We start from the raw sequence: 21,190 nt of genomic DNA on the forward strand, positions 1-21,190 counted from the left end.
AGGCGTATGACGCTTGTCCGCTGCAGCGCCGCGCCAACCAATCCGCTTGGCGCTGCAGCGGACTCATAGGGGGAGAACTGTTACCTATGTATCCGGTCCATTCTGTTACCCATCTATCGGCTGGACACTGGCCGCAACCTCGTCGCCTTTCCTGAAACGTTAGCGATTGGCGAGACCGGCGATGAGAGCGCCCCTCTCCCCGTCACTATACGGGGAGAGGATGCCGGCAGGCAGGTGAGGGGCAGCGCCAACGCCTGAGGAATATCCGCTGGCCAGCTCAAATGCGCCGTACTCGCTCAAATACCCCCAACAAAGAAAAAGGCCCGCGAACCTTACGGTTCGCGGGCCTTCGTCAGCCGTAAACGAAGCGAAATCAGCTCTTCAGCTTGGCATTGCAGAGGCTGTAGAAGCCGCCGCCCTTCTGGATCCACCTGAGCCCATTCAGCGTGTTGGCGTCCTTGTTGGCGTAGTAGAGCTCGAGGCAGGTGTGCATGCGGCCCTTGCCCGGCGTCTCGCTGGCATACTTCTTGGAGATCGCCGTCGGGAACTTCACGCCCTTGGGAGCGGCAACGGTGGGCTTCTCGGGCTCGCTGGTGTAGGTCGCCTCGGTCGGAGCCGGCACCGTGTCGTCGTCGTCCGCGGCAGCGCCGCACTCTGCCTTGCGGAAGTCGTTCCACTTCATGCCGTTCAGCTTGTTGGCGGTCTTGGCCGCCTGATACTTGGCGCTGCAATCGGCCATGCTGAGGCCCTTGCCGCCTTCAGCGGCGGCGGCTTTGGTGGTTGCCTTGGCGGGTTCCGCCGCGGCGGTGGCGCCGGGGCCGCATTCGGCCTTGCGGAAGTCGTTCCACTTCATGCCGTTCAGCGTGCCGGCGGCCTTGGCGGCCTGGTATTTGGCGCTGCATTCCTTGGCGGTCAGGCCCTTGGCGGGTTCTTCGGTCGCGGCCGCCGCCTTGGTCGTCTTGGCGGGCTTGGCGTCGGCAGCAGCGGCGGTGGCACCGGCGCCGCACTCGGTCTTGCGGAAGTCGTTCCACTTCATGCCGTTCAACGTGCCGGCGGCCTTGGCGGCCTGGTATTTGGTGCTGCATTCCTTGGCGGTCAGGCCCTTGGCCGCGTTGTCGTCGGTGGCAGCGGCGGCCTTGGTGTCGGTCTTGGCCGCATCGCTCGCCTTCGCCGTCTTCTTGGCGGCTTTGGTCTCGGCGGTCGTTGCCGCCGCGTCGGTGCCGCATTCAGCCTTGCGGAACTGGTTCCATGTCTGGCCGTTAAGTGTTCCGGCGTCCTTGGCCGCGTTATACTTGGTGCTACACTCGGCCATGGTCAGCGCATTGGCCGGCGCCGCCAGGAACAGGGTTGCGACGGCTAATCCCGTCAAGGTTGCAAGTCGGTGGATGAGCATGGCGTTTTCTCCGTTGCTGCCGCCCATAGGTTGTCCCTTTGCGAAACCAATAGCCCTCAACGCCCGCCCGCGCCAGATGCCAGCGGCGCGGACACCCTCACAAACTGTGTTGCTCCCGATAAGGTGATGGAATCCTTGCGCTCAGATGCCCTCGAGCAAGGTCTGGCGGGCGATTCCGGACCCCATGGAGCTGCAACGCCTGGTCGTTCCCGCAAGAAGGACCGCCATGATAGACTGTCGAATCGCTTGCACGGCCCGCAACAATGATTTTCTAAGGAATGGTAATATATAATCACGAAATGTGATGTTCGGGTGCGGCTCAATTGTGGCAATACGAGCGGCTGAAAAACCGACGGGGATCAGGGAACGCATGGCAGGGCAGTATTTCGGCACCGACGGTATTCGCGGACGCGCCAACAAGTTTCCGATGACGGCGGAAGTCGCCATGAGGGTCGGCATGGCCGCCGGCCTTTCGTTCCAGCGCGGCAGCCATCGCCACCGTGTCGTGCTCGGCAAGGACACCCGGCTTTCCGGCTATATGATCGAAAACGCCATGGTCTCGGGCCTGTGCGCCGCCGGCATGGACGTGTTCCTGCTCGGTCCCATCCCGACGCCGGCCGTCGCCATGCTGGTGCGCTCGCTGCGCGCCGATATTGGGGTGATGATCTCGGCCTCGCACAACCCCTACTACGACAATGGCATCAAGCTGTTCGGCCCTGACGGCTACAAGCTCTCCGACGAGATCGAGGAGCGCATCGAGGGCATGCTGGACAAGGACATCGATCTGGCGCTTGCCGATTCCGACGGGCTGGGCCGCGCCAAGCGCGTCGACGGCGTGCATGACCGCTATATCGAATTCGCCAAGCGCACGCTGCCGCGCTCGATGTCGCTGTCGGGCCTGAGGATCGTCGTCGACTGCGCCAACGGCGCCGCCTACAAGGTGGCGCCCGAGGCGCTGTGGGAACTCGGCGCCGAGGTCGTGGCCATCAATGTCGAGCCCAATGGCTTCAACATCAACAAGGAATGCGGCTCGACCCATCCGGCCGGCCTGCAGAAGAAGGTGCATGAGGTGCGCGCCGATATCGGCATCGCGCTCGACGGCGACGCCGACCGGGTGGTGATCGTCGATGAGAACGGCACCATCGTCGACGGCGACCAGATCATGGCGCTGATCGCAGAGTCCTGGCACCAGAGCGGGCGGCTGGCCGGCGGCGGCGTCGTTTCGACGGTGATGTCCAATCTCGGCCTGGAACGCTTCCTCGGCGACATGAAGCTGCAGCTGCACCGCACCAAGGTCGGCGACCGCTATGTCGTCGAGCACATGCGCGCGCATGGGCTGAATGTCGGCGGCGAGCAGTCGGGCCACATCGTGCTCTCCGATTTCTCGACCACCGGCGACGGGCTGGTCTCGGCGCTGCAGGTGCTGGCCTGCATCAAGCGGCAGAACCGGCCGGTCAGCGAGCTGTCGAAGAAGTTCGAGCCGGTGCCGCAGCTTCTGAAGAATGTCCGCATCGCCGGCGGCAAGCCGCTCGAGGAAGCGCCGGTCAAGGCGGCGATCGAGGAGGCGCGCAACCGGCTTGGCAAGGCCGGGCGCCTGGTCATCCGCCCCTCCGGCACCGAGCCGCTGATCCGCGTCATGGCCGAGGGCGACGACCCGCAGCTGGTCGAGGCTGTCGTGAACGATCTCGTCGGCATCATTTCGGAAACCCGCAGCGCCGCCTGATCCGAGCGCGCACGGCCGCCGAATTCGCGAAGCCCGCCATCCGGCGGGCTTTTTTGCGCAATCGCCTCGGCAAGGCCGGGCCGGCCGGGCGAGCAGTTCGCTCTAAAATTGTATAGATTCGTAGTTAATCGGTACGGTTAAACGGCTTTTAACCTTTGCAATTCATTATCCACACCCGAGGTCAATCGCATTCGGGCGGATTCGTTGTTCCGAGGCTTCTTAGGGGTGACAAGCATGTTCAATACAGCAAGAATGGCACTGTTTGCCGCGCTGTTCGCGGGGGTGGCCGGACCGGCGCTTGCCGCCGATCTCGCGGAACCGCCAGTGGTCGAAGCGGCGCCGCCGCCGGTCACCTACGAGCAGCCCGTCGACGTCGGCGGCTGGTATATCCGCGGCGACATCGATTATCACTGGTCGCGTTTCGGCGGCGGCGACTATATCACCTATGGCGCGGCACCGCAGATCCCCGGCAGCTTCGACAGCGGCAAGCTGAAGGGCGCCTTCTCCGCCGGCGCCGGCGTCGGCTACCAGATCAACCAGCACTTCCGCACCGACCTGACGGGCGACTGGATGTTCGGCTCGAAGTTCCGCGGCTCGACCAGCGGCTTCTGTAACACGCCCGCTCCTGGCACGCCTTGCGTGTCGACCGACACCTCGTCCTATTCGGCGCTGCTGCTCCTGGCCAATGCCTATGTCGATATCGGCACCTGGCACGGCTTCACGCCCTATGTCGGCGCCGGTATCGGCGGTGCCTGGGTGAAGTGGGACACGCTGCACAACAGCGACGCCGACGGCGATTTCTTCCATCGCGGCGGCAAGGGCTGGCGCTTCGCCTATGCCCTTATGGCCGGCACGTCCTACTGCCTGACCGACCGCGTCAAGCTGGACGTCGGCTATCGCTACAGCCACATCAACGGCGGCAAGATGTTCGACTACGAGGCGACCAGCAACGTCGGCCCGGGCTACGACCGCGGCATCGACGTGCACGAAGTGCGCGGCGGCCTGCGCTACCAGTTCGGCAGGTCCGACTGCGCCCCGCCGCCGGAGCCTTATGTTCCGGAGCCGGAGCCGATCTACACCAAGTAAGCGCCTGAATATTCGAGAAGTTCCTCAGCCGCCCGACCTTGCCGGGCGGTTTTTCGTTTGCAAGAAAAGTCAGGTCGAAAGCTCTTCGAAATCAATTCGCTAACGCTCTGTTATCCTTAACCGGCACTTAACCACTATGGTTAACAATGCTCCTTGAAAAACGGTGCTGCGCTTGCGGCGCGCGCCAAGTTCGGGAGCCGGGGACATGGTATTCAAATCGCGTATTGCGCTGGCGCTGGCCGCCATCGTGCTGATGCCGGTGACGCAGGCGCTGCCGGCCGACTACGATCCGCCGATCTATGTCGACCAGGCGCCGGACTACGTGCCGGTCGAGGTCGGCTCGGGATGGTATCTGCGCGGCGATATCGGCTACGCGTTCAGCCATCCGTTCGAGCATCAGATCTCGGCGAGCGGAGCGACCAGCTTCACCAACGACAGCAGCCTGTTCACGGGCAGCATCGGCATGGGCTACCACCTCAATGACTTCCTCAGGGTCGAACTCAATGGCGGCATCCTGCCGACCAACAAGTTCGGCGACCACGCAGTGGTGCCGGACGGCTGCGCCGGCCACACCAATACGGTGACGATCGGGCCCGGCGGCGTCATCATCATCGGCACGGCCCCGGATACGGAAGACTGCGTGGCCACGAACCGCGCCACCAACAAGGGCTACAGCGTGATGGCCAATGGCTATGTCGACCTCGGCACCTATGTCGGCATCACGCCCTATGTCGGCGGCGGCATCGGCGTCGCCTACAACAAGTATTTCAAGACCCAGGGCGAGCGCAATTGCGTCGAGATCGCGCCGGATTCGTCGGGCGGCGGCGGCTTCACCTGCGATGATCCGGCGGGTTACCAGGGATCGGAGGATTCCGAAGCAAAATTCAACCTCGCCTATTCGATCGGCGCCGGGTTCTCCTATCAGGTGAGCAAGAACCTCTCGGTCGATCTCGGCTACGAGTACTTCTCGGTGCCGAGCGCCAAATACGTGGCCTTTGACAGCGGCGCCTTCAACATCCACAAGGGTATCGACTACCAGACGGTCAAGCTCGGGCTGCGCTACGATCTCTGGTAGGTCCGCCGGGGCAGGATTCTTGACGGCGGGTCCGTGGCCCGCCGTTTGCTTTTGCGGGCCGCTGCTTGCCGACTCAGCGCGAGTATCCCGCCAGCGACAAAAACTTTCCTCTTGACGCCGGAAGCCTGAACGCATATCGCCGTCCGTGGGCCACCCCTCCCCAACGAGGGGCCACTATCTGGAAGGATAGACCACGATGACGACGCTTACGAAGCCCGGACTCCGTCCGGCAAATCCCAATTTCTCCTCAGGTCCCTGCGCAAAACGTCCCGGCTGGTCGGTCGAGGCGCTGAAAGCTGCCGCGCTCGGGCGCTCGCACCGCGCCAAGATCGGCAAGAGCAAGCTCGAACAGGCGATCGAGCTGACGCGCGACATCCTCAAGGTTCCGGCCGACTACCGCATCGGCATCGTGCCGGCGTCCGACACCGGCGCGGTCGAGATGGCGGTTTGGTCGCTGCTCGGCGAGCGCGGCGTCGACATGGTCGCCTGGGAAAGCTTCGGCTCGGGCTGGGTCACCGACGTGGTCAAGCAGCTGAAGCTCGCCGACGTGCGCAAGTTCGAGGCCGGCTATGGCGCGCTGCCGGACCTGGCCGGCATCGATTTCGACCGCGACGTGGTCTTCACCTGGAACGGCACGACGTCGGGTGTGCGGGTGCCGAACGGCGATTTCATTCCCGCCGATCGCAAGGGTCTGACCATCTGCGACGCGACCTCGGCGGCCTTCGCGCAAAGGCTCGATTTCGCCAAGCTCGACGTCGTCACCTTCTCCTGGCAGAAAGTGCTGGGCGGCGAGGGCGCGCACGGCATGCTGATCCTGTCGCCGCGCGCCGTCGAGCGGTTGGAGACCTACAAGCCTTCGTGGCCGCTGCCGAAGATCTTCCGCCTCACCTCGGGCGGCAAGCTGATCGAGGGCATCTTCAAGGGCGAGACCATCAACACGCCGTCGATGCTGTGCGTGGAAGATTATCTCGACGCGCTTCATTGGGCGAAATCAATCGGTGGCCTCGACGCCCTGGTCGCCCGCGCCGACGCCAATGCGGCGGTGCTCGACCGGTTCGTCGCCAAATCATCCTGGCTCGGCCATCTCGCCGTCGACCCGGCGACGCGCTCGAACACCTCGGCGTGTTTTTCCTTCACAGATCCAGATGTCGCGGCGCTCGACGCCGACGGGCAAGCGGCTTTCGCCAAGGGGCTGGTCTCGGCGCTCGACAAGGACGGCGTCGCCTATGACATCGGCGCCTATCGCGATGCACCGCCTGGCCTGCGCATCTGGTGCGGCGCAACCGTCGAGACCGCCGACCTCGAGGCGCTGCTGCCTTGGCTCGACTGGGCCTTTGCCGCGCAGAAGGCGTCGCTGAAGGCAGCGGCCTGAGTTTCTGGCGGGCGGCCCGCAAAGGCCGCCCATTCCCAACCGGATCAATCTCATTCGAAGGAGGCCGCTATGGCGCCCCGCGTTCTCGTCTCAGACAAGCTTTCAACCACCGCAGTGCAGATCTTCAAGGATCGCGGCATCGAGGTCGACTATCTGCCCGATCTCGGCAAGGACAAGGAAAAGCTCGCCGAAGTCATCGGCCAGTATGATGGCCTCGCCATCCGGTCGGCCACCAAGGTCACCGAAAAGCTGATCAACGCCGCGACCAATCTCAAGGTCGTCGGCCGCGCCGGCATCGGCGTCGACAATGTCGACATCCCGGCGGCCAGCCGCAAGGGCATCATCGTGATGAACACGCCCTTCGGCAATTCGATCACCACCGCCGAGCACGCGGTCGCGATGATCTTCGCGCTCGCCCGCCAGATCCCGGAGGCCAATGCCTCGACGCATGCCGGCAAGTGGGAAAAGAACCGCTTCATGGGCATCGAGATCACCAGCAAGACGCTGGGCGTGATCGGCTGCGGCAATATCGGCTCGATCGTCGCCACGCGCGGCGTCGGGCTGAAGATGCATGTCATAGCCTTCGACCCGTTCCTGTCGGACAGCCGCGCAGAGGAGCTCGGCGTTCAAAAGGTCGAGCTCGACGAGCTTTTCGCGCGCGCCGACTTCATCACCCTGCACACGCCGCTGACCGACAAGACACGCAACATCATCGACGCGGCGGCGATCGCCAAGATGAAGACCGGCGTGCGCATCATCAACTGCGCCCGCGGCGGCCTGATCGTCGAGGCCGACCTGGTTGCGGCGCTGAAGAGCGGCAAGGTGGCGGGCGCCGGCATCGACGTGTTCGAGGTCGAGCCGGCCGAGAACAACGAACTGTTCGGCATGGAGAATGTCGTGGCGACGCCGCATCTCGGCGCCTCGACCACCGAGGCGCAGGAGAACGTCGCGCTGCAGGTGGCCGAGCAGATGTCCGACTACCTGATCAAGGGCGCCGTCTCCAACGCCATCAACATGCCCTCGATCACCGCCGAGGAAGCGCCGCGGCTGAAGCCCTTCGTCAAGCTCGCCGAGGTGCTCGGCGCCTTTGTCGGCCAGGTCACCGAGGATCCGATCAAGGAGGTCGAGATCCTGTTCGACGGCTCGACCGCGACCATGAACACGCGCGCTTTGATCAGCGCGGCCCTTGCCGGCCTGATCCGGCCGCAGGTCTCCGACGTCAACATGGTGTCGGCGCCGATCATGGTGAAGGAACGCGGCATCATCGTCGCCGAGGTCAAGCGCGACAAGTCGGGCGTCTTCGACGGCTACATCAAGCTGACCGTCACCACCGAGCACAGGACCCGGTCGGTCGCCGGCACCTGCTTCTCGGACGGCAAACCGCGCTTCATCCAGATCAAGGGCATCAATCTCGACGCCGAGGTCGGCCGCGACATGCTCTACACGACCAATGCCGACGCGCCCGGCATCATCGGCCTGCTCGGCACGGTCTGCGGTGAGAACGGCGTCAACATCGCCAACTTCCAGCTTGGCCGCAACCGGCCGGGTGGCGACGCCATCGCGCTGCTCTATCTCGACGCGCCGTTCCCGGAAACGGTCCTGGAGCAGGTGCGGGCGCACAAGTCGATCGACTCGGCGAAGCGCCTGCGGTTCGACGTCGGCGCCGACTGAACGAAGTCTCGCCGTTTGCATGACAGCGCCGCGCGTGCGATAGCCGCGCGGCGCTTGCATTTGTGCCGGCGTCGGCTTGGCGGGAGCGCCCGGGAGCAAAGCCGCGGCATCGCGCCCCGCTCGCCCGGGCAAATGGCGCGGCAGGCAAAATTCTTATGCCTTTGGCCGTTTTCGGCGGCAAAGAATGGTCGCGTTCGCCGGGTCTTGACGCTATAGAGGCCTGTCGTTTTCAAGCCGCAAGTCGGCATCTCAAGGGAAAAGCAACATGGCCAATGTGGTGGTCGTCGGCTCGCAGTGGGGCGACGAAGGCAAGGGCAAGATCGTCGACTGGCTGTCGGAGCGGGCCGACGTCGTCGTGCGCTTCCAGGGCGGCCACAATGCCGGCCACACGCTGGTCGTCGACGGCAAGGTCTACAAGCTGTCGCTGCTGCCCTCCGGCGTGGTGCGGCAGGGCAAGCTGTCGATCATCGGCAATGGCGTGGTCTTCGATCCGCACGCGTTCGTCGCCGAGGCGGCGAAACTGAAGGCGCAAGGCGTCGAGGTGACGCCGGACCGCCTGAAAATAGCCGAAAACACCGCGCTTATCCTGTCGCTGCACCGCGAGCTGGACGGATTCCGCGAGGACGCCGCCTCCAATTCCGGGACGAAGATTGGCACGACCCGCCGTGGCATCGGACCCGCTTACGAGGACAAGGTGGGCCGGCGCGCGGTCAGGGTGATGGATCTGGCGGATTTGGAAACGCTTCCCGTGAAGGTCGACAGGCTGCTGACGCATCACAATGCGCTGCGTCGCGGGCTCGGCCACCCGGAAGCGACGCATGAGGCGATCATGCAGGAGCTGACCTCGGTCGCCGGCGACATCCTGCCCTACATGGACCGGGTGTGGAAGGTTCTCGACGACCGTCGCCGCGCCGGCGAGCGCATCCTGTTCGAAGGCGCGCAGGGCACGCTGCTCGACATCGACCACGGCACCTATCCGTTCGTCACCTCGTCCAACACCGTCGCCGGCCAGGCGGCAGCCGGGTCGGGCGTCGGTCCGGGCGCCATCGGCTATGTGCTCGGCATCACCAAGGCCTACACGACGCGTGTCGGCGAAGGTCCGTTCCCGACCGAGCAGAAGAACGAGATCGGCGAGTTCCTCGGCACGCGCGGCCATGAATTCGGCGTCGTCACCGGCCGCAAGCGCCGCTGCGGCTGGTTCGACGCGGTGCTGGTGCGCCAGGCGGTGGCCGTCAACGGCATCAAGGGCATCGCGCTGACCAAGCTCGACGTGCTCGACGGGCTGGACGAGATCAAGGTCTGCACCGCCTACCGCCTCGATGGCGAGACGATCGACTATCTGCCGGCAAGCCAGGGCGCGCAGGCACGTGTCGAGCCGGTCTACGAGACGCTCGAAGGCTGGAAAGGCACCACCGCCGGCGCGCGCAGCTGGAACGATCTGCCGGCCCAGGCGGTCAAGTATGTCCGATACATCGAGGAGCTGATCGGCGCGCCGGTGGCGCTGCTTTCCACCAGCCCGGAGCGGGATGACACGATACTTGTGACCGATCCGTTTCAAGACTAGTTTCTCAGCCTTTCCAGGCATAGCGGCTGATTTGCGGGGGCCGGCCCGGGAACAAAATGCAGGTCCACTGAAGCATGGCAGATTTCATCACCGTTCTGAAAAAGACGATCGACAGTCTCAGCGAGAACACGCCGGAGATGCGGTCGAAGGTCTATGACAAGGCGCGGGCGACAATCGCCAAGAAGCTTGCGGACCACGTCCCGCCTTTGGCGCCGTCGGTCGCCGATCAGCAGAAGCGCACTCTCGAGGATGCCATTTCCAGCGTCGAACGGGGCTATGCCAAAAGCGCGCCGGCGGCCGATCCGCTGGCCGAGCTGGAGCACATCTTCTCCTCGATCGACCGCAACAAGAACCAGCCGAGCCATGTCCGGCAGCCTGTCGTCGCCAAACCCGAACCGGCCAGGCCGGAGCCCGCCAAGCCCGAACCGTTCCGGCCGGCGCCGCCCGTCGCCAAGACGGAGCCAGGCTGGCAGAAGGCGCCGCCAGCGCCGCCGCCATTCGAGACCGATGTCCCCCTGGCTGGCATGGACAGCTCGGTGCCGAACGACCAGGATGAGGTCTTCGACAACGACCAGGAGCCGGCGCCGGCCGAAACTTTCCAGCGGCTGCGCCCCGCCGCGCGCAAGCGCAGCTATGGCGGGCTCATCGCCGCGGCCGCCGTGCTCGTGGTGATCGGCGGCGGTGGCTACGGCATCTGGCTGAACAAGGACGCGTTCGGCTCGATGCTCGGTCTTGGCGGAGATAAGACCGTCACCACCGAGCCGCTGGTGAAGCCGGCCAAGCCTGCCGCCGACGCCGCGGCGGCGCCGCCGGCGGCGGGCGCCGGCGAACCGGCCGAGGCGACCAAGTTCACCCAGCGCCTGACGCCCGAGGGCAAGGAGACCGATCCCGGCCCGGCCGGCGGGCAAAGCGGCATTGGCGAAGGCGAATCCGTCGCTGCGCTGACGACACCGCCGTCAGCCGCTCCGCCGCCAGTCAGCCAGCCGGCAGCGGCTACCGCCGCACCCGCGGTTCCCGCGCCCGGTGCAACGCCGCCGGCCGATGCTGCCGCACCTGCCGCTCCCGCCGATGCTGCCGCACCCGCCGCGCCGGCTGATGCGGCCGCTGCGCCGCCAACACCGGCCGCCGGCGCACAGCCCGCGCCGGCAGCCGGCGCCGCACCGGCCGCTGGCGCTGCGCCAGCCGCACCGGCCGCCGCGCCGACTGAAACCGCGCTGCCGGTCGGCCAGAAGGCGATCTTCTATGAAGAGCGCACCAGCACCCAGCAGGGCTCGGCCGAGCCCGGCAACATCGTCTGGTCGCTGGTGCAGGAATCGCCTGGCGGCGACCTGCCGCCGGAACCGGCGATCCGCGCCGAAGCGACCATTCCGGGCAAGGACATCCAGCTGCGCATGACGATCAGGCGCAACACCGACCAGACGCTGCCGGCCAGCCACATCATCGAGATGATCTTCCTGACGCCGGAAGGGTTTGACGGCGGCGGCGTCGACAACATCCTGCGCATCGCCATGAAGAGCTCCGAACAGGATGCCGGCAGCCCGCTGATCGGCATCCCGGCCAAGATCGCAGACGGCTTCTTCCTTGTTGCTCTCAACGACACCAAGGCTGACGAGGACGCCAATCTGACGCTGCTCAGGGGCCAGGACTGGATCGACGTTCCGGTCGTCTACAAGACCGGACGCCGCGCCCTGCTCACCATGGAAAAGGGCATTCCCGGCGAGAAGGTGTTCGACGAGGCGCTGAAAGCCTGGCAGGCGAAAACGTCGGGATGAGGAAGGGCTGTCGTCGGCTCAGAAGCCTTGGAACAGCCTGGCGGCGAAGACGTCGTAGCGTGACATCAGAACTGCCGATGTTCTTTCAGCGGAACGCCATGCTTGTCGACATAGTCGTTCCAAGCATCCATGGTGGCGCGGTTCTCAAGCTTCCATAGTGGCGTTTTCTCGGCGGCGACCGCTTCGGCTATCCCGGCTTCGGCGGCTCGCGAGACGTTCACATTGAGCCCCTTCGCTTCCTTCATGATCTGTGAATCGATCGACAGATTTGCCGGCTGACGAACCGCGTTCGCGGCTATCTTGCGCATGATGGCCTCCGCAACATGCGTATATGCGCATTGTACGGTTACGGCAGCGAGGCGGCGTTGATTGCCGCTCACCCCTCCATCTCTTCCCGCAGCATCTCCAGCTCGAGCCACTCCTCTTCCAGCGCCGCGAGCGTTACCCGCTCCTTGTCGAGGGCGGCGATGGTCTTCTGGAACGAGGCCGGATCGCGCTCGTAGTAGGAGGGGTCGGCGATGTTGTTCTCCAGCCGGGATATCGAGGCGGTTACTGCCTCGATCTTCTTTGGCAGCGATTCCAGCGCGAATTTCTGCTTGAACGACAATTTCTTCGCCGGGCCTTTCGGCGCGGCCGTTTCAGATCTCGCTGCGGCGGGCGTTTCGCCGGCCTCCGCCCTTGGCCTTGCCTTGCGGTCTTCGAGCTTCGAGCCGCCGCGCTGCGCCAGCATGTCGGAATAGCCGCCGGCATATTCGATCCAACGGCCGCCGCCATCCGGTGCGATCACGCTGGTGACGGTGCGGTCGAGGAAATCGCGATCGTGGCTGACCAGGATGACGGTGCCGGCGAAGCCGGCCACCATTTCCTGCAGCAGCTCCAGGGTCTCCATGTCGAGGTCGTTGGTCGGTTCGTCGAGCACCAGCAGGTTGGCCGGCCTGGCCAGAACGCGGGCGAGCAGCAGGCGCGCCCGCTCGCCGCCCGAAAGCTCGCGCACCGGCGTGCGCGCCTGCTCCGGCTTGAACAGGAAGTCCTTCATGTAGGAGACGACATGGCGCTGCTCGCCATTGACGAGAAGGTTCTCGCCGCGCCCGTCGGTGAGGTAATGCGCCAGCGTCTCCTGCGGATCGACGGCCTCGCGCTTCTGGTCGAGCGTGGCGATCTCGAGATTGACGCCGAGCCGCACCGAACCGGCATCCGGCGCCAATTCGCCGGTCAGCATCTTCAAAAGCGTCGTCTTGCCGGCGCCGTTCGGCCCGACCAGGCCGACGCGGTCGCCGCGCTGGATGCGGGTGGAAAAACCCTTGACCACGGTGAGGTCGCCGAAGCTCTTTTCGATGCTCTTGGCCTCGATCACCAGCTTGCCGGACTCGGCGGCGTCGCTGGCCACCAGGGTGGCCGTGCCCTCGGCGCCGCGATGGCTGCGGAAACGCTGGCGCATGGTCTGCAACTCGCCGAGCCGTCGCATGTTGCGCTTGCGCCGTGCAGTCACGCCGTAGCGCAGCCAGTGCTCCTCGCGCACGATCTGGCGGCCGAGCTTGTGCTGCTCGCGCTCTTCCTCTTCCAGCACCTGGTCGCGCCACTCCTCGAAATGGCCAAAGCCCTTGTCCAGCCGCTTGGTCTGGCCGCGGTCGAGCCAGACGGTGGCGCGTGATACGCGCTCGAGGAAGCGGCGGTCGTGCGAGATCAGGATCACCGCCGAGGAGGTGCGGGCAAGGTCCTCCTCCAGCCATTCGATCACCGACAGATCGAGATGGTTGGTCGGCTCGTCCAGCAGCAGAATGTCGGGCTCCGGCGCCATGACGCGGGCAAGGGCGGCGCGCCGCGCCTCGCCGCCGGACAGGTCGTTCGGCCGCTCCTCGCCGGTGAGGCCGAGATGCTCCATCAGATAGGTGGCGCGGTAGGGATCGTCGGCCGGCCCGAGTCCCGCCTCGACATAGGCGCGCACATTGGCGAAGCCATCCATGTCGGGCATTTGCGGCAGGTAGCGCACCGTCGCCGAAGGCTGGCGGAACACCTCGCCGTCCTGCGGCTCGATCATGCCGGCGGCGATCTTGAGCAGCGTCGACTTGCCGGAGCCGTTGCGGCCGACCAGCGCGATCTTGTCCCCGGCGGATGCGCTGAGTGCCGCCCCGTCGAGCAGCGGCGTGCCGCCGAAGGTCAGTCTTATCCCGTCGAGATTGAGAAGAGGCGGGGCCATGTCAGCTTTCAGGAAGAGGATAGGGGTGAGCGAGCAGCAGCGCGCGGCCGTGGCCGAGAGCGACCTCAAGCCGCCCCTTGACCTCGTTGGATATAGTCAGCGACGAGCCGAACGCCACCTCGACATGGTCGAGCGGCCATTTGGCGCCGGTGACGCTGAAGCCGGAAAGATCGGAAAAGCCGAGCACTGAAACCAGCGTGCCGTCGGCATAGTCGAAGCCGGCCTTGCCCGGCAGAAGGGGGATGCCCTCCTGCGCGCCGCTGGTCAAAAGCACGCTGATGCCGGCCTCGGCCAGGCGGACGGCGAGCGCCAGATGCAGGAAGGCGTGGTCGGCACGCTTGCCGCCGAAGGCGCCGGCCAGCACCAGGCCGGTGGCGCCGCGCTCGAGGGCGGCAGCGATCGCCAGCTCGCCGTCCGTCTTGTCCTTCTCGGCCGGAAACACCTGGCGCGGCACGGCGGCCAGATCATGCGGCAAGTCCGCCGGCACGGAATCGAAATCGCCGACCCAGAGCTCGGGCGTCAGGCCCAGCATGCGGGCATGGCCGATGCCGCCGTCGGCGGCGATGACGCGCGCGCCGGCGAGCTGGCTGTCGAGCCTAGGCGTGCGGACGAGGTCGCCGCCAAGCAGGATGGTGAATGTGCCCATGGGCGTCGCCCTTATCAGCCTCGCCGGCGAAACGGAAGCGGCGCCTTGGAAACCCGGCAAACTTCCGCTTGCGCGGTGCCGTGGCCGGGCCTATGTGTCGAAACGCTCTAACGGGGTGCCGGACGCGGGTTTTCGCGGGCCGGCTGAGAGGCAATCGCCAACCCGCTGAACCTGATCCGGTTTGTACCGGCGGAGGGATTAGACGTTTCGGAACATCCGACGCCTCAATTCCTTTCAACACCAACGAAGGAGGCGCCGATGCGCACGCTCTTATCCCACCTTGTTCTGGCCACCGGCCTGGTTTCGCTTCTCGCGGGCCCTGCGGCCGCGAAGGACAAGCTCACCGTCTACACCTATGAAAGCTTCACCGCCGAGTGGGGGCCAGGCCCGGCGGTGAAGAAGGAATTCGAGGCCGAATGCGGCTGCGATCTCGAATTCGTCTCGGTCGCCGACGGCGTGGCGTTGCTCAACCGCGTCAAGCTGGAAGGCGCGGCGACCAAGGCCGACATCGTGCTCGGCCTCGACACCAACCTGACGGCGGAAGCCAAGGCGAGCGGCCTGTTCGCACCGCATGGCGGCGTGTCCGGCCTCAACGTCCCCGGCGACTGGAGCGACGACACGTTCGTGCCGTTCGACTACGGCTATTTCGCCGTCGTCTACGACACCGAAAAGCTTAAAGTCCCGCCGAAGAGCCTGAAGGAACTGGTCGAGGGCAGCGCCACCGACAAGATCGTCATCCAGGATCCGCGCACCTCGACGCCCGGCCTCGGCCTGCTGCTCTGGGTGAAGTCGGTCTATGGGGACAAGGCGCCGGAAGCCTGGGCCAAGCTCAAGCCCAAGGTGCTGACGGTGACGCCGGGCTGGAGCGAGGCCTATGGCCTGTTCACCAAGGGCGAGGCGCCGATGGTGCTGTCCTACACGACCTCGCCGGCCTATCACATGGTCGCGGAAAACACCGAGCGCTACCAGGCCGCGTCCTTCGAGGAGGGCGAATATCTGCAGATCGAGGTTGCCGGCATCACCACGACAGGGGCGAAGAACCCGCTGGCGGAAAAGTTCATCGCCTTCATGACCGGGCCGAAATTCCAGGATGTGATCCCCGAAACCAACTGGATGTTCCCGGCCGGCAAGACCGACAAGCCGCTCAATCCGGCCTTCGACAAACTGGTCAAGCCGACCAAGACCTTGCTGTTCAGCGCCGAAGAGGTCGCCGCCAACCGCAAGGCCTGGGTGGACGAATGGCTGGCGGCGATGAGCAAGTAGGTTTTTCGATGCTTGCGCCAAGCCACCCCCCGCAAGGGGGGAGAGATCACACAATCTTCGGAAGGGAGCCTTTGCCGCTGAGGACAGGCGCCGGCTCGGATGACTTGGCATCCTTCCTCTCCCCCGTCGATCGGGGGAGAGGTGGCGTGCGAAGCTCGACGGAGTGGGGGTCGACCTTGGCGCGCATCAAGACGATGCTTGCACGCGATCCTCTTTCCTGTGTCCGCTGCGGCGGTTTCCAGGTGGTTCCCCCACTCCGTCGCCGCTTCGCGGCGCCACCTCTCCCCCCTCCGGAGGGAGAGGAAAGCAGCCTCCGCGGGGGAGATGGCCGGCAGGACAGAGGGGGGCGCGAAGGAACTCGACGTTCATTGAGTTCGAGCCAACCAGCCATCCGGAGACTGGTGGTGCAGCGTGCAGCTCGCGCCTCGCTCTGACCCCCGTATCACCGCCGGCATCGCCGCGCTAGGCGCCATCACCTTGCTGATCGGCGGGGCGTTTGCCGGCCTTGTCATCGAAGGCGCGCATGATTTCTCCGGCGCCGCCTCGGCCTTCGATCCCTATCTGCTACGCGTCGTGCGCTTCACGCTGTGGCAGGCGCTGTTGTCGACGCTGCTTTCCGTCGTGCCGGCGCTGTTCGTCGCACGGGCGCTCGCCCGGCATCCGCGGTTTCCGGGCCGCGGGCTGATCCTGCAGCTCTTCGCCCTGCCGCTGGCGCTGCCGGCGATCGTTGCGGCGCTCGGGATCCTGGCGCTCTACGGCAGCGCCGGCTATTTCGCCGGCCTGCTCGGCGGTCGGGATTGGCCGGGCATCTACGGACTGTCCGGCATCCTCGTCGCCCATGTCTTCTTCAACCTGCCTTTGGCCACGCGCCTGTTCCTCGAGGCGCTGGGCACTGTGCCGGCCAATCACTGGCGGTTGGCAAGCCAGCTCGGCATGGGCGTCAGGCACGCCTTCCGGCTGATCGAGTGGCCGGCGCTGCGGGCGGCGCTGCCCGGCGTCGCCGGGCTGGTGTTCATGCTGTGCATCACCTCCTTCACCATCGTGCTGACGCTCGGCGGCGGGCCGGCCGCCACGACGCTGGAGGTCGCCATCTACCAGGCGCTGCGCTTCGATTTCGATCCGGCGCGGGCGGTGACGCTGACGCTGCTGCAGATCGCGCTGACCTTTGCCGTGGTGCTGGCGCTGACGCGGCTCGGCGCCAACACGGCCGGCGACGCCAACCTGCCGGTGGCGGCGCGTCGGTACCTTTCGGCGAGCCCCACGGAAACCTTGCTGAACGCGGCCCTGATCGTGCTCGCCCTGCTGTTCGTGGCCGGCCCGATGGCGGCGACGGTCGCGGCGGGCCTTGGCGCCGACCTTGGCCGGCTGGCCGGCGAGGGCGCGGTGCGACAGGCGACGCTGACCAGCGTGGTGCTGGCCTTCCTGTCGGCGTCGCTCGCGGTGACGATGTCGCTGGCGCTGATCGCGGCGCGCCGGGCGCTGGCCCTTAAACGCCGTGCCGGCCGCAAGACATTGCTGGAACATGCAGCGGATACCGGCGCCGGCTTCGTCCTCGTCGTGCCGCCCATCGTCGTCGGCGCCGGCTGGTTCCTGCTCTTGCGCACGGTCAGCGACGTCTTTGCCATTGCCCCGCTGATGGTCGTCACCGTCAACGCGGTGATGGCGATGCCCTTCGCCATCCGCGCGATCCGCCCCGCCTATGACGCGGCAAGCGAACGCCACGAAAGGCTCTGCCTGCTGCTCGGCATATCCGGCTGGAACCGGCTCAGCCTGATCGACTGGCCGTCGCTCAGGCGGCCGCTCGCCACCGGCTTCGCCTTCGCCATGGCGCTGTCGCTCGGCGATCTCGGCGTCATCGCGCTGTTCGGCAGCGATTCCGTGCAGACCTTGCCCTATCTTCTCTTGGCGCGCATGGGCAGCTATCGCACCGCCGACGCCGCCGGCCTGGCGCTGCTGCTCGGCCTCGTCTGCCTGGCGCTGGTGCTTGCCGCCGACCGGCTCGGGCGCGGGGAGAGATCATGATGCCGGCGAACGAAAGCAGGGCGAAAGGGGTGACGGTTCGGCTGGAGGACGTGTCATTCGACTATGGCGAAGCGCCGTTCCGTTTCGACGTCGGGTTCGCCGCCGCGAAGATCACCGCCATCATGGGGCCGAGCGGTTCGGGAAAGTCGACGCTGCTCAACCTTGTGGCCGGTTTCGAGGCGCCGCGTTCGGGGCGCGTGCTGATCGACGGCAGCGATGTCAGCGCCGCGCCGCCTTCGGCACGGCCGGTCTCGATGGTTTTCCAGGAGAACAATCTGTTCGCCCATCTTTCGGTGGAGCGCAATGTCGGGCTCGGCCGCTCGCCATCGCTCAGCCTCGGCGATGCCGACCATGCGGCGATTGCCGAGGCGCTGGCGCGTGTCGGCCTTGCCGGCAAGGAGAGGCGGCTGCCGCGCGAGCTTTCCGGCGGCGAGCGGCAGCGGGTTGCGCTGGCGCGTGTGCTGGTGCGCGACCGGCCGGTGCTCTTGCTCGACGAGCCGTTCGCCTCGCTCGGACCGGCGCTGCGCGACGACATGCTCGATCTGCTCGCCAACGTCCATACCGAACGGCAGATGACGGTGCTGTTTGTCACGCACCAGCCCGAGGACGCGCGCCGCATCGGCCAGGACGTGGTGTTCCTCGACAACCACACGGTCGCCGCGACAGGGACGGCGGCCGATTTCTTCGACGGCTCTGGACCGGACGCCTTCCGGCGCTATGTCGGAATGGAGGCGGCCAAAGGGTCGCGCCTCGACGACCGCGGATGAGGCGCTCGGGTCCTGTTCGATGCAGGCCGTTGCCTCAAAACCACAGTGCATTTTCGGGCGGCATGCATCGCCGCCGGATCATGGCATGTTGCCCGGAAGCGGACATAATTTGCGCTCAAACCGGGCTCGGGTGATGCAGCGTTTGCTTGCCTTGACTGGAGGAGTATGGCTAGGTCCGCCCATACTGGTCCGGCATGGGCCGTGATTTGCCCGCAAAGATTTGGAAAGGAAGCCGATCTGCCGACCGGCAAGCATAGAGTGCTGACGAAACCGCTGGCGCGTCTCCTCGCGTTGGCCGGCCTTGCCGTGGCGCTGGCCAGCTGCCAGATGTTCACGCCGCCGGATGTGCAGGAATCCGGTTTCCAGCCGTCCGACAAGCCGATCACCGTCGACAATGTCGTCGCCAACTCGAAGCTTGCCGAAATGGCGAAGGCGCAGCACCCGCGCATCCTTGCCACCTATGGCGGCGAATATTCCGATCCCAAGCTCGAGCGCATGGTCGCCAAGGTCGTCGGCAGCCTGACGGTGGTGTCGGCCAATCCGACCCAGACCTATCGCATCACCATCCTCAATTCGCCCAACGTCAATGCCTTCGCGCTGCCCGGCGGCTACCTCTATGTCACCCGCGGCCTGCTGGCGCTGGCCAATGATTCGTCCGAGCTCGCCGCCGTCATCGCGCACGAGATGGGCCATGTCACCGCCAATCACGGCCTGCAGCGCCAGCAGCTCGAAGCCGAGGAAGGCTTGGCGACCAAGGTGGTGTCGGACGTGCTGGGCGACAGTCCGACGGCCAAGGCGGCGCTCATCCGCGGCAAGCTGAGGCTCGCCCAGTTCTCGCGCAACCAGGAACTGCAGGCCGACGCCATCGGCATCAAGTCGATCGGCGAGGCGGGTTATGATCCCTATGCCGCCGGCCGCTTCCTGCAGTCGATGTCGGCCTATACCGATTTCCGCTCGATCAGCGGCGCCACCGATGCCAGCCTCGACTTCCTGGCCACGCATCCGAACACGCCGCAGCGCATCGAGCTTGCCCAGCGGCTTGCCCGCAACTTCGGCCCGCCGGGCATCGGCACGCGCGACCGCGACGCCTTCCTCGCCGGCATTGACGGGCTGCTCTACGGCGATACGCCGGAAGAGGGCTATGTGCGCGGCCAGACCTTCCTGCATCCGGGCCTCGGCGTGTCGTTCACGGTGCCCGACGGCTTCGTCATCGACAATTCGGCGGCGGCGGTGACGGCAACCGGCCCCGGCGACATGGCGATCCGCTTCGATGGCGTCTCGATCGACAAGTCGCGGGCGCTGACCGACTATATCCGCAGCGGCTGGGTGGCCGGCCTCGACGAGTCAAGCGTTCGCCAGGAAACCATCAATGGCAACGAGGTGGCCGTGGCGCATGCCGGCGCCGACGGCTGGCAGTTCGACATCGCTGTGATCCGCGCCGGCGGCCAGGTCTACCGGCTGCTGACGGCGGCACCTTCGGCCAGCACCGCGCTGGAGCCGGTGGCGCGCTCGGTCAGCGGCTCGTTCCGCATCCTGAGCGCTGCCGAGAAGGCGGCGCTGAAGCCGCTGCATATCCGCGTCGTCACAGTCCAGGCCGGGCAGACCATGGGCTCGCTCGCCGCGCAGATGGTCGGCGTCGACCGCAAGCTCGACCTGTTCAGGGTGCTCAACGCGCTATCGCCGGGCGCCGCCGTCTCGACCGGCGACAAGGTCAAGATCGTCACCGACAGATAGGCTGGGGCAGACAGAAGTCAGGCGGCGGTCGCCAGGAATTCAGGATTCTGCTCGACCAGCGCGACTTTCAGCTTTTCCATGGCGCGGGCCTCGATCTGACGGACGCGCTCCTTGGAGATGCCGAGCGCCTCGCCGAGCGCTTCCAGCGTCGCGCCCTCGTCGGTCAGCCGGCGCTCCTCGATGATCCTCAGCTCGCGCGCGTTGAGTGCGCCGAGCGCCGCCTTCAGCCACAGCGAGCGGCGTTCGATGTCGATCGTGTCGCCGACGACCTCGTCGGGCAGCGGATCGTCCGAAATCAGGAAATCCATGCGCTCGGCCGGACCGGAATCATCGCCAAGCGGCGCATTGAGCGAGCTGTCCGGAGCCGACAGGCGCGAATCCATCATCGCCACGTCGGCTTCCGGCACGCCGAGTGCCGCCGACACCTCGCGATAGAGCGAGGCGTTGGAAATCGGCTCGGCGCCGTTCGCCAGCCGGGCGCGCAAACGCCTGAGATTGAAGAACAGCGCCTTCTGCGCCGAGCTGGTGCCGCCGCGCACGATCGACCAGTTGCGCAGGATGTAGTCCTGCATCGAGGCGCGAATCCACCAGGTGGCATAGGTCGAGAAGCGCACTTCGCGTTCCGGCTCGAAACGGGCGGCTGCTTCCAGCAGGCCGACATGGCCCTCCTGGATCAGGTCGCCGAGCGGCAGGCCGTAGTGGCGGAACCGCGAGGCCATGGAGATGACCAGGCGCATATGGGCGACCGTGATGCGGTGCAGCGCGTGCTGGTCGTTGTCCTCCTTCCAGCGCAACGCCAGAAGATGCTCCTCCTCGCGCTCGAGATAAGGAGCCTTCATCGCCGCGCGGACCATGGTCCGTCCTGCCGTGTCGTCGATCATGCCGCGCTCCATTTTCCGATATCG

16 protein-coding genes and 1 riboswitch are annotated in these 21,190 nt (G+C 66.0%); of the genes, 11 read left to right on the top strand and 5 right to left on the bottom strand.

Annotated features, from left to right (window positions below):
- Window positions 1-373 precede the first annotated feature (373 nt).
- Window positions 374-1,393, bottom strand: coding sequence for a hypothetical protein (locus EN857_RS28370; RefSeq protein WP_135859419.1), 1,020 nt, complete (start codon window positions 1,391-1,393; stop codon window positions 374-376).
- 370 nt (window positions 1,394-1,763) lie between these two features.
- On the opposite strand from EN857_RS28370, the gene glmM reads away from it, so the two are divergent.
- The 7 genes from glmM (at window position 1,764) to EN857_RS28405 (ending at window position 11,656) form a co-directional block, all read left to right on the top strand.
- Window positions 1,764-3,116, top strand: a complete 1,353-nt coding sequence (gene glmM / locus EN857_RS28375) for a phosphoglucosamine mutase (RefSeq protein WP_127393485.1) — start codon at window positions 1,764-1,766, stop codon at window positions 3,114-3,116.
- Window positions 3,117-3,350: 234 nt separating this feature from the next.
- Window positions 3,351-4,202 (top strand): outer membrane protein, encoded by an 852-nt coding sequence (locus EN857_RS28380; protein WP_127311747.1) that lies wholly within the window; start codon window positions 3,351-3,353, stop codon window positions 4,200-4,202.
- 205 nt (window positions 4,203-4,407) lie between these two features.
- On the top strand, window positions 4,408-5,277 hold the full coding sequence (locus tag EN857_RS28385; protein ID WP_127393486.1) for an outer membrane beta-barrel protein: 870 nt from the start codon (window positions 4,408-4,410) through the stop codon (window positions 5,275-5,277).
- Between the two features lie 196 nt (window positions 5,278-5,473).
- Window positions 5,474-6,649 carry a phosphoserine transaminase gene (locus EN857_RS28390; protein ID WP_127393487.1) on the top strand — a complete coding sequence of 392 codons (1,176 nt, stop codon included), beginning with the start codon at window positions 5,474-5,476 and terminating at the stop codon, window positions 6,647-6,649.
- 69 nt (window positions 6,650-6,718) lie between these two features.
- On the top strand, window positions 6,719-8,320 hold the full coding sequence (serA, locus tag EN857_RS28395; RefSeq protein ID WP_135859420.1) for a phosphoglycerate dehydrogenase: 1,602 nt from the start codon (window positions 6,719-6,721) through the stop codon (window positions 8,318-8,320).
- Window positions 8,321-8,585: 265 nt separating this feature from the next.
- Window positions 8,586-9,884, top strand: a complete 1,299-nt coding sequence (locus tag EN857_RS28400; protein ID WP_127285153.1) for an adenylosuccinate synthase — start codon at window positions 8,586-8,588, stop codon at window positions 9,882-9,884.
- Window positions 9,885-9,958: 74 nt separating this feature from the next.
- On the top strand, window positions 9,959-11,656 hold the full coding sequence (locus EN857_RS28405; RefSeq protein ID WP_135859421.1) for a hypothetical protein: 1,698 nt from the start codon (window positions 9,959-9,961) through the stop codon (window positions 11,654-11,656).
- 65 nt (window positions 11,657-11,721) lie between these two features.
- Here EN857_RS28405 and EN857_RS28410 read toward each other — a convergent pair whose 3' ends face one another.
- The 3 genes from EN857_RS28410 to EN857_RS28420 all read right to left on the bottom strand — a co-directional run bounded on the left by EN857_RS28410 (window position 11,722) and on the right by EN857_RS28420 (window position 14,499).
- Window positions 11,722-11,964 carry a type II toxin-antitoxin system CcdA family antitoxin gene (locus tag EN857_RS28410; RefSeq protein ID WP_127286941.1) on the bottom strand — a complete coding sequence of 81 codons (243 nt, stop codon included), beginning with the start codon at window positions 11,962-11,964 and terminating at the stop codon, window positions 11,722-11,724.
- 68 nt (window positions 11,965-12,032) lie between these two features.
- Window positions 12,033-13,853 carry an ABC-F family ATP-binding cassette domain-containing protein gene (locus EN857_RS28415; protein WP_127394084.1) on the bottom strand — a complete coding sequence of 607 codons (1,821 nt, stop codon included), beginning with the start codon at window positions 13,851-13,853 and terminating at the stop codon, window positions 12,033-12,035.
- Between the two features lies 1 nt (window position 13,854).
- A complete protein-coding gene (locus tag EN857_RS28420) occupies window positions 13,855-14,499 on the bottom strand; it encodes a thiamine diphosphokinase (RefSeq protein WP_135859422.1) in 645 nt (214 codons plus the stop codon).
- 101 nt (window positions 14,500-14,600) lie between these two features.
- Window positions 14,601-14,714: riboswitch (TPP riboswitch) on the top strand.
- A 43-nt stretch (window positions 14,715-14,757) separates the two neighbouring features.
- Here EN857_RS28420 and thiB point away from each other — a divergent pair.
- The 4 genes from thiB to EN857_RS28440 all read left to right on the top strand — a co-directional run bounded on the left by thiB (window position 14,758) and on the right by EN857_RS28440 (window position 20,285).
- Window positions 14,758-15,762 (top strand): thiamine ABC transporter substrate binding subunit, encoded by a 1,005-nt coding sequence (gene thiB / locus EN857_RS28425; RefSeq protein ID WP_127392909.1) that lies wholly within the window; start codon window positions 14,758-14,760, stop codon window positions 15,760-15,762.
- Between the two features lie 411 nt (window positions 15,763-16,173).
- Window positions 16,174-17,784: a thiamine/thiamine pyrophosphate ABC transporter permease gene (thiP, locus tag EN857_RS28430; protein ID WP_127392910.1), complete on the top strand. Its 1,611-nt coding sequence runs from the start codon at window positions 16,174-16,176 to the stop codon at window positions 17,782-17,784.
- Window positions 17,784-18,551 carry a thiamine ABC transporter ATP-binding protein gene (gene thiQ / locus EN857_RS28435; RefSeq protein ID WP_187331443.1) on the top strand — a complete coding sequence of 256 codons (768 nt, stop codon included), beginning with the start codon at window positions 17,784-17,786 and terminating at the stop codon, window positions 18,549-18,551. The genes thiP and thiQ overlap by 1 nt, the downstream gene beginning before the upstream one ends.
- A gap of 258 nt (window positions 18,552-18,809) precedes the next feature.
- Complete coding sequence (locus EN857_RS28440; RefSeq protein ID WP_245511354.1) at window positions 18,810-20,285, top strand: M48 family metalloprotease; 1,476 nt, start codon at window positions 18,810-18,812, stop codon at window positions 20,283-20,285.
- 17 nt (window positions 20,286-20,302) lie between these two features.
- On the opposite strand, the gene EN857_RS28445 is transcribed toward EN857_RS28440, so the two are convergent.
- Entirely contained in the window at window positions 20,303-21,166 is an 864-nt protein-coding gene (locus EN857_RS28445) for an RNA polymerase factor sigma-32 (protein WP_127285705.1), read from the bottom strand.
- Window positions 21,167-21,190 lie beyond the last annotated feature (24 nt).

This window comes from Mesorhizobium sp. M4B.F.Ca.ET.214.01.1.1 (assembly GCF_004791545.1).
In the GTDB taxonomy this organism is placed as follows: domain Bacteria; phylum Pseudomonadota; class Alphaproteobacteria; order Rhizobiales; family Rhizobiaceae; genus Mesorhizobium; species Mesorhizobium abyssinicae.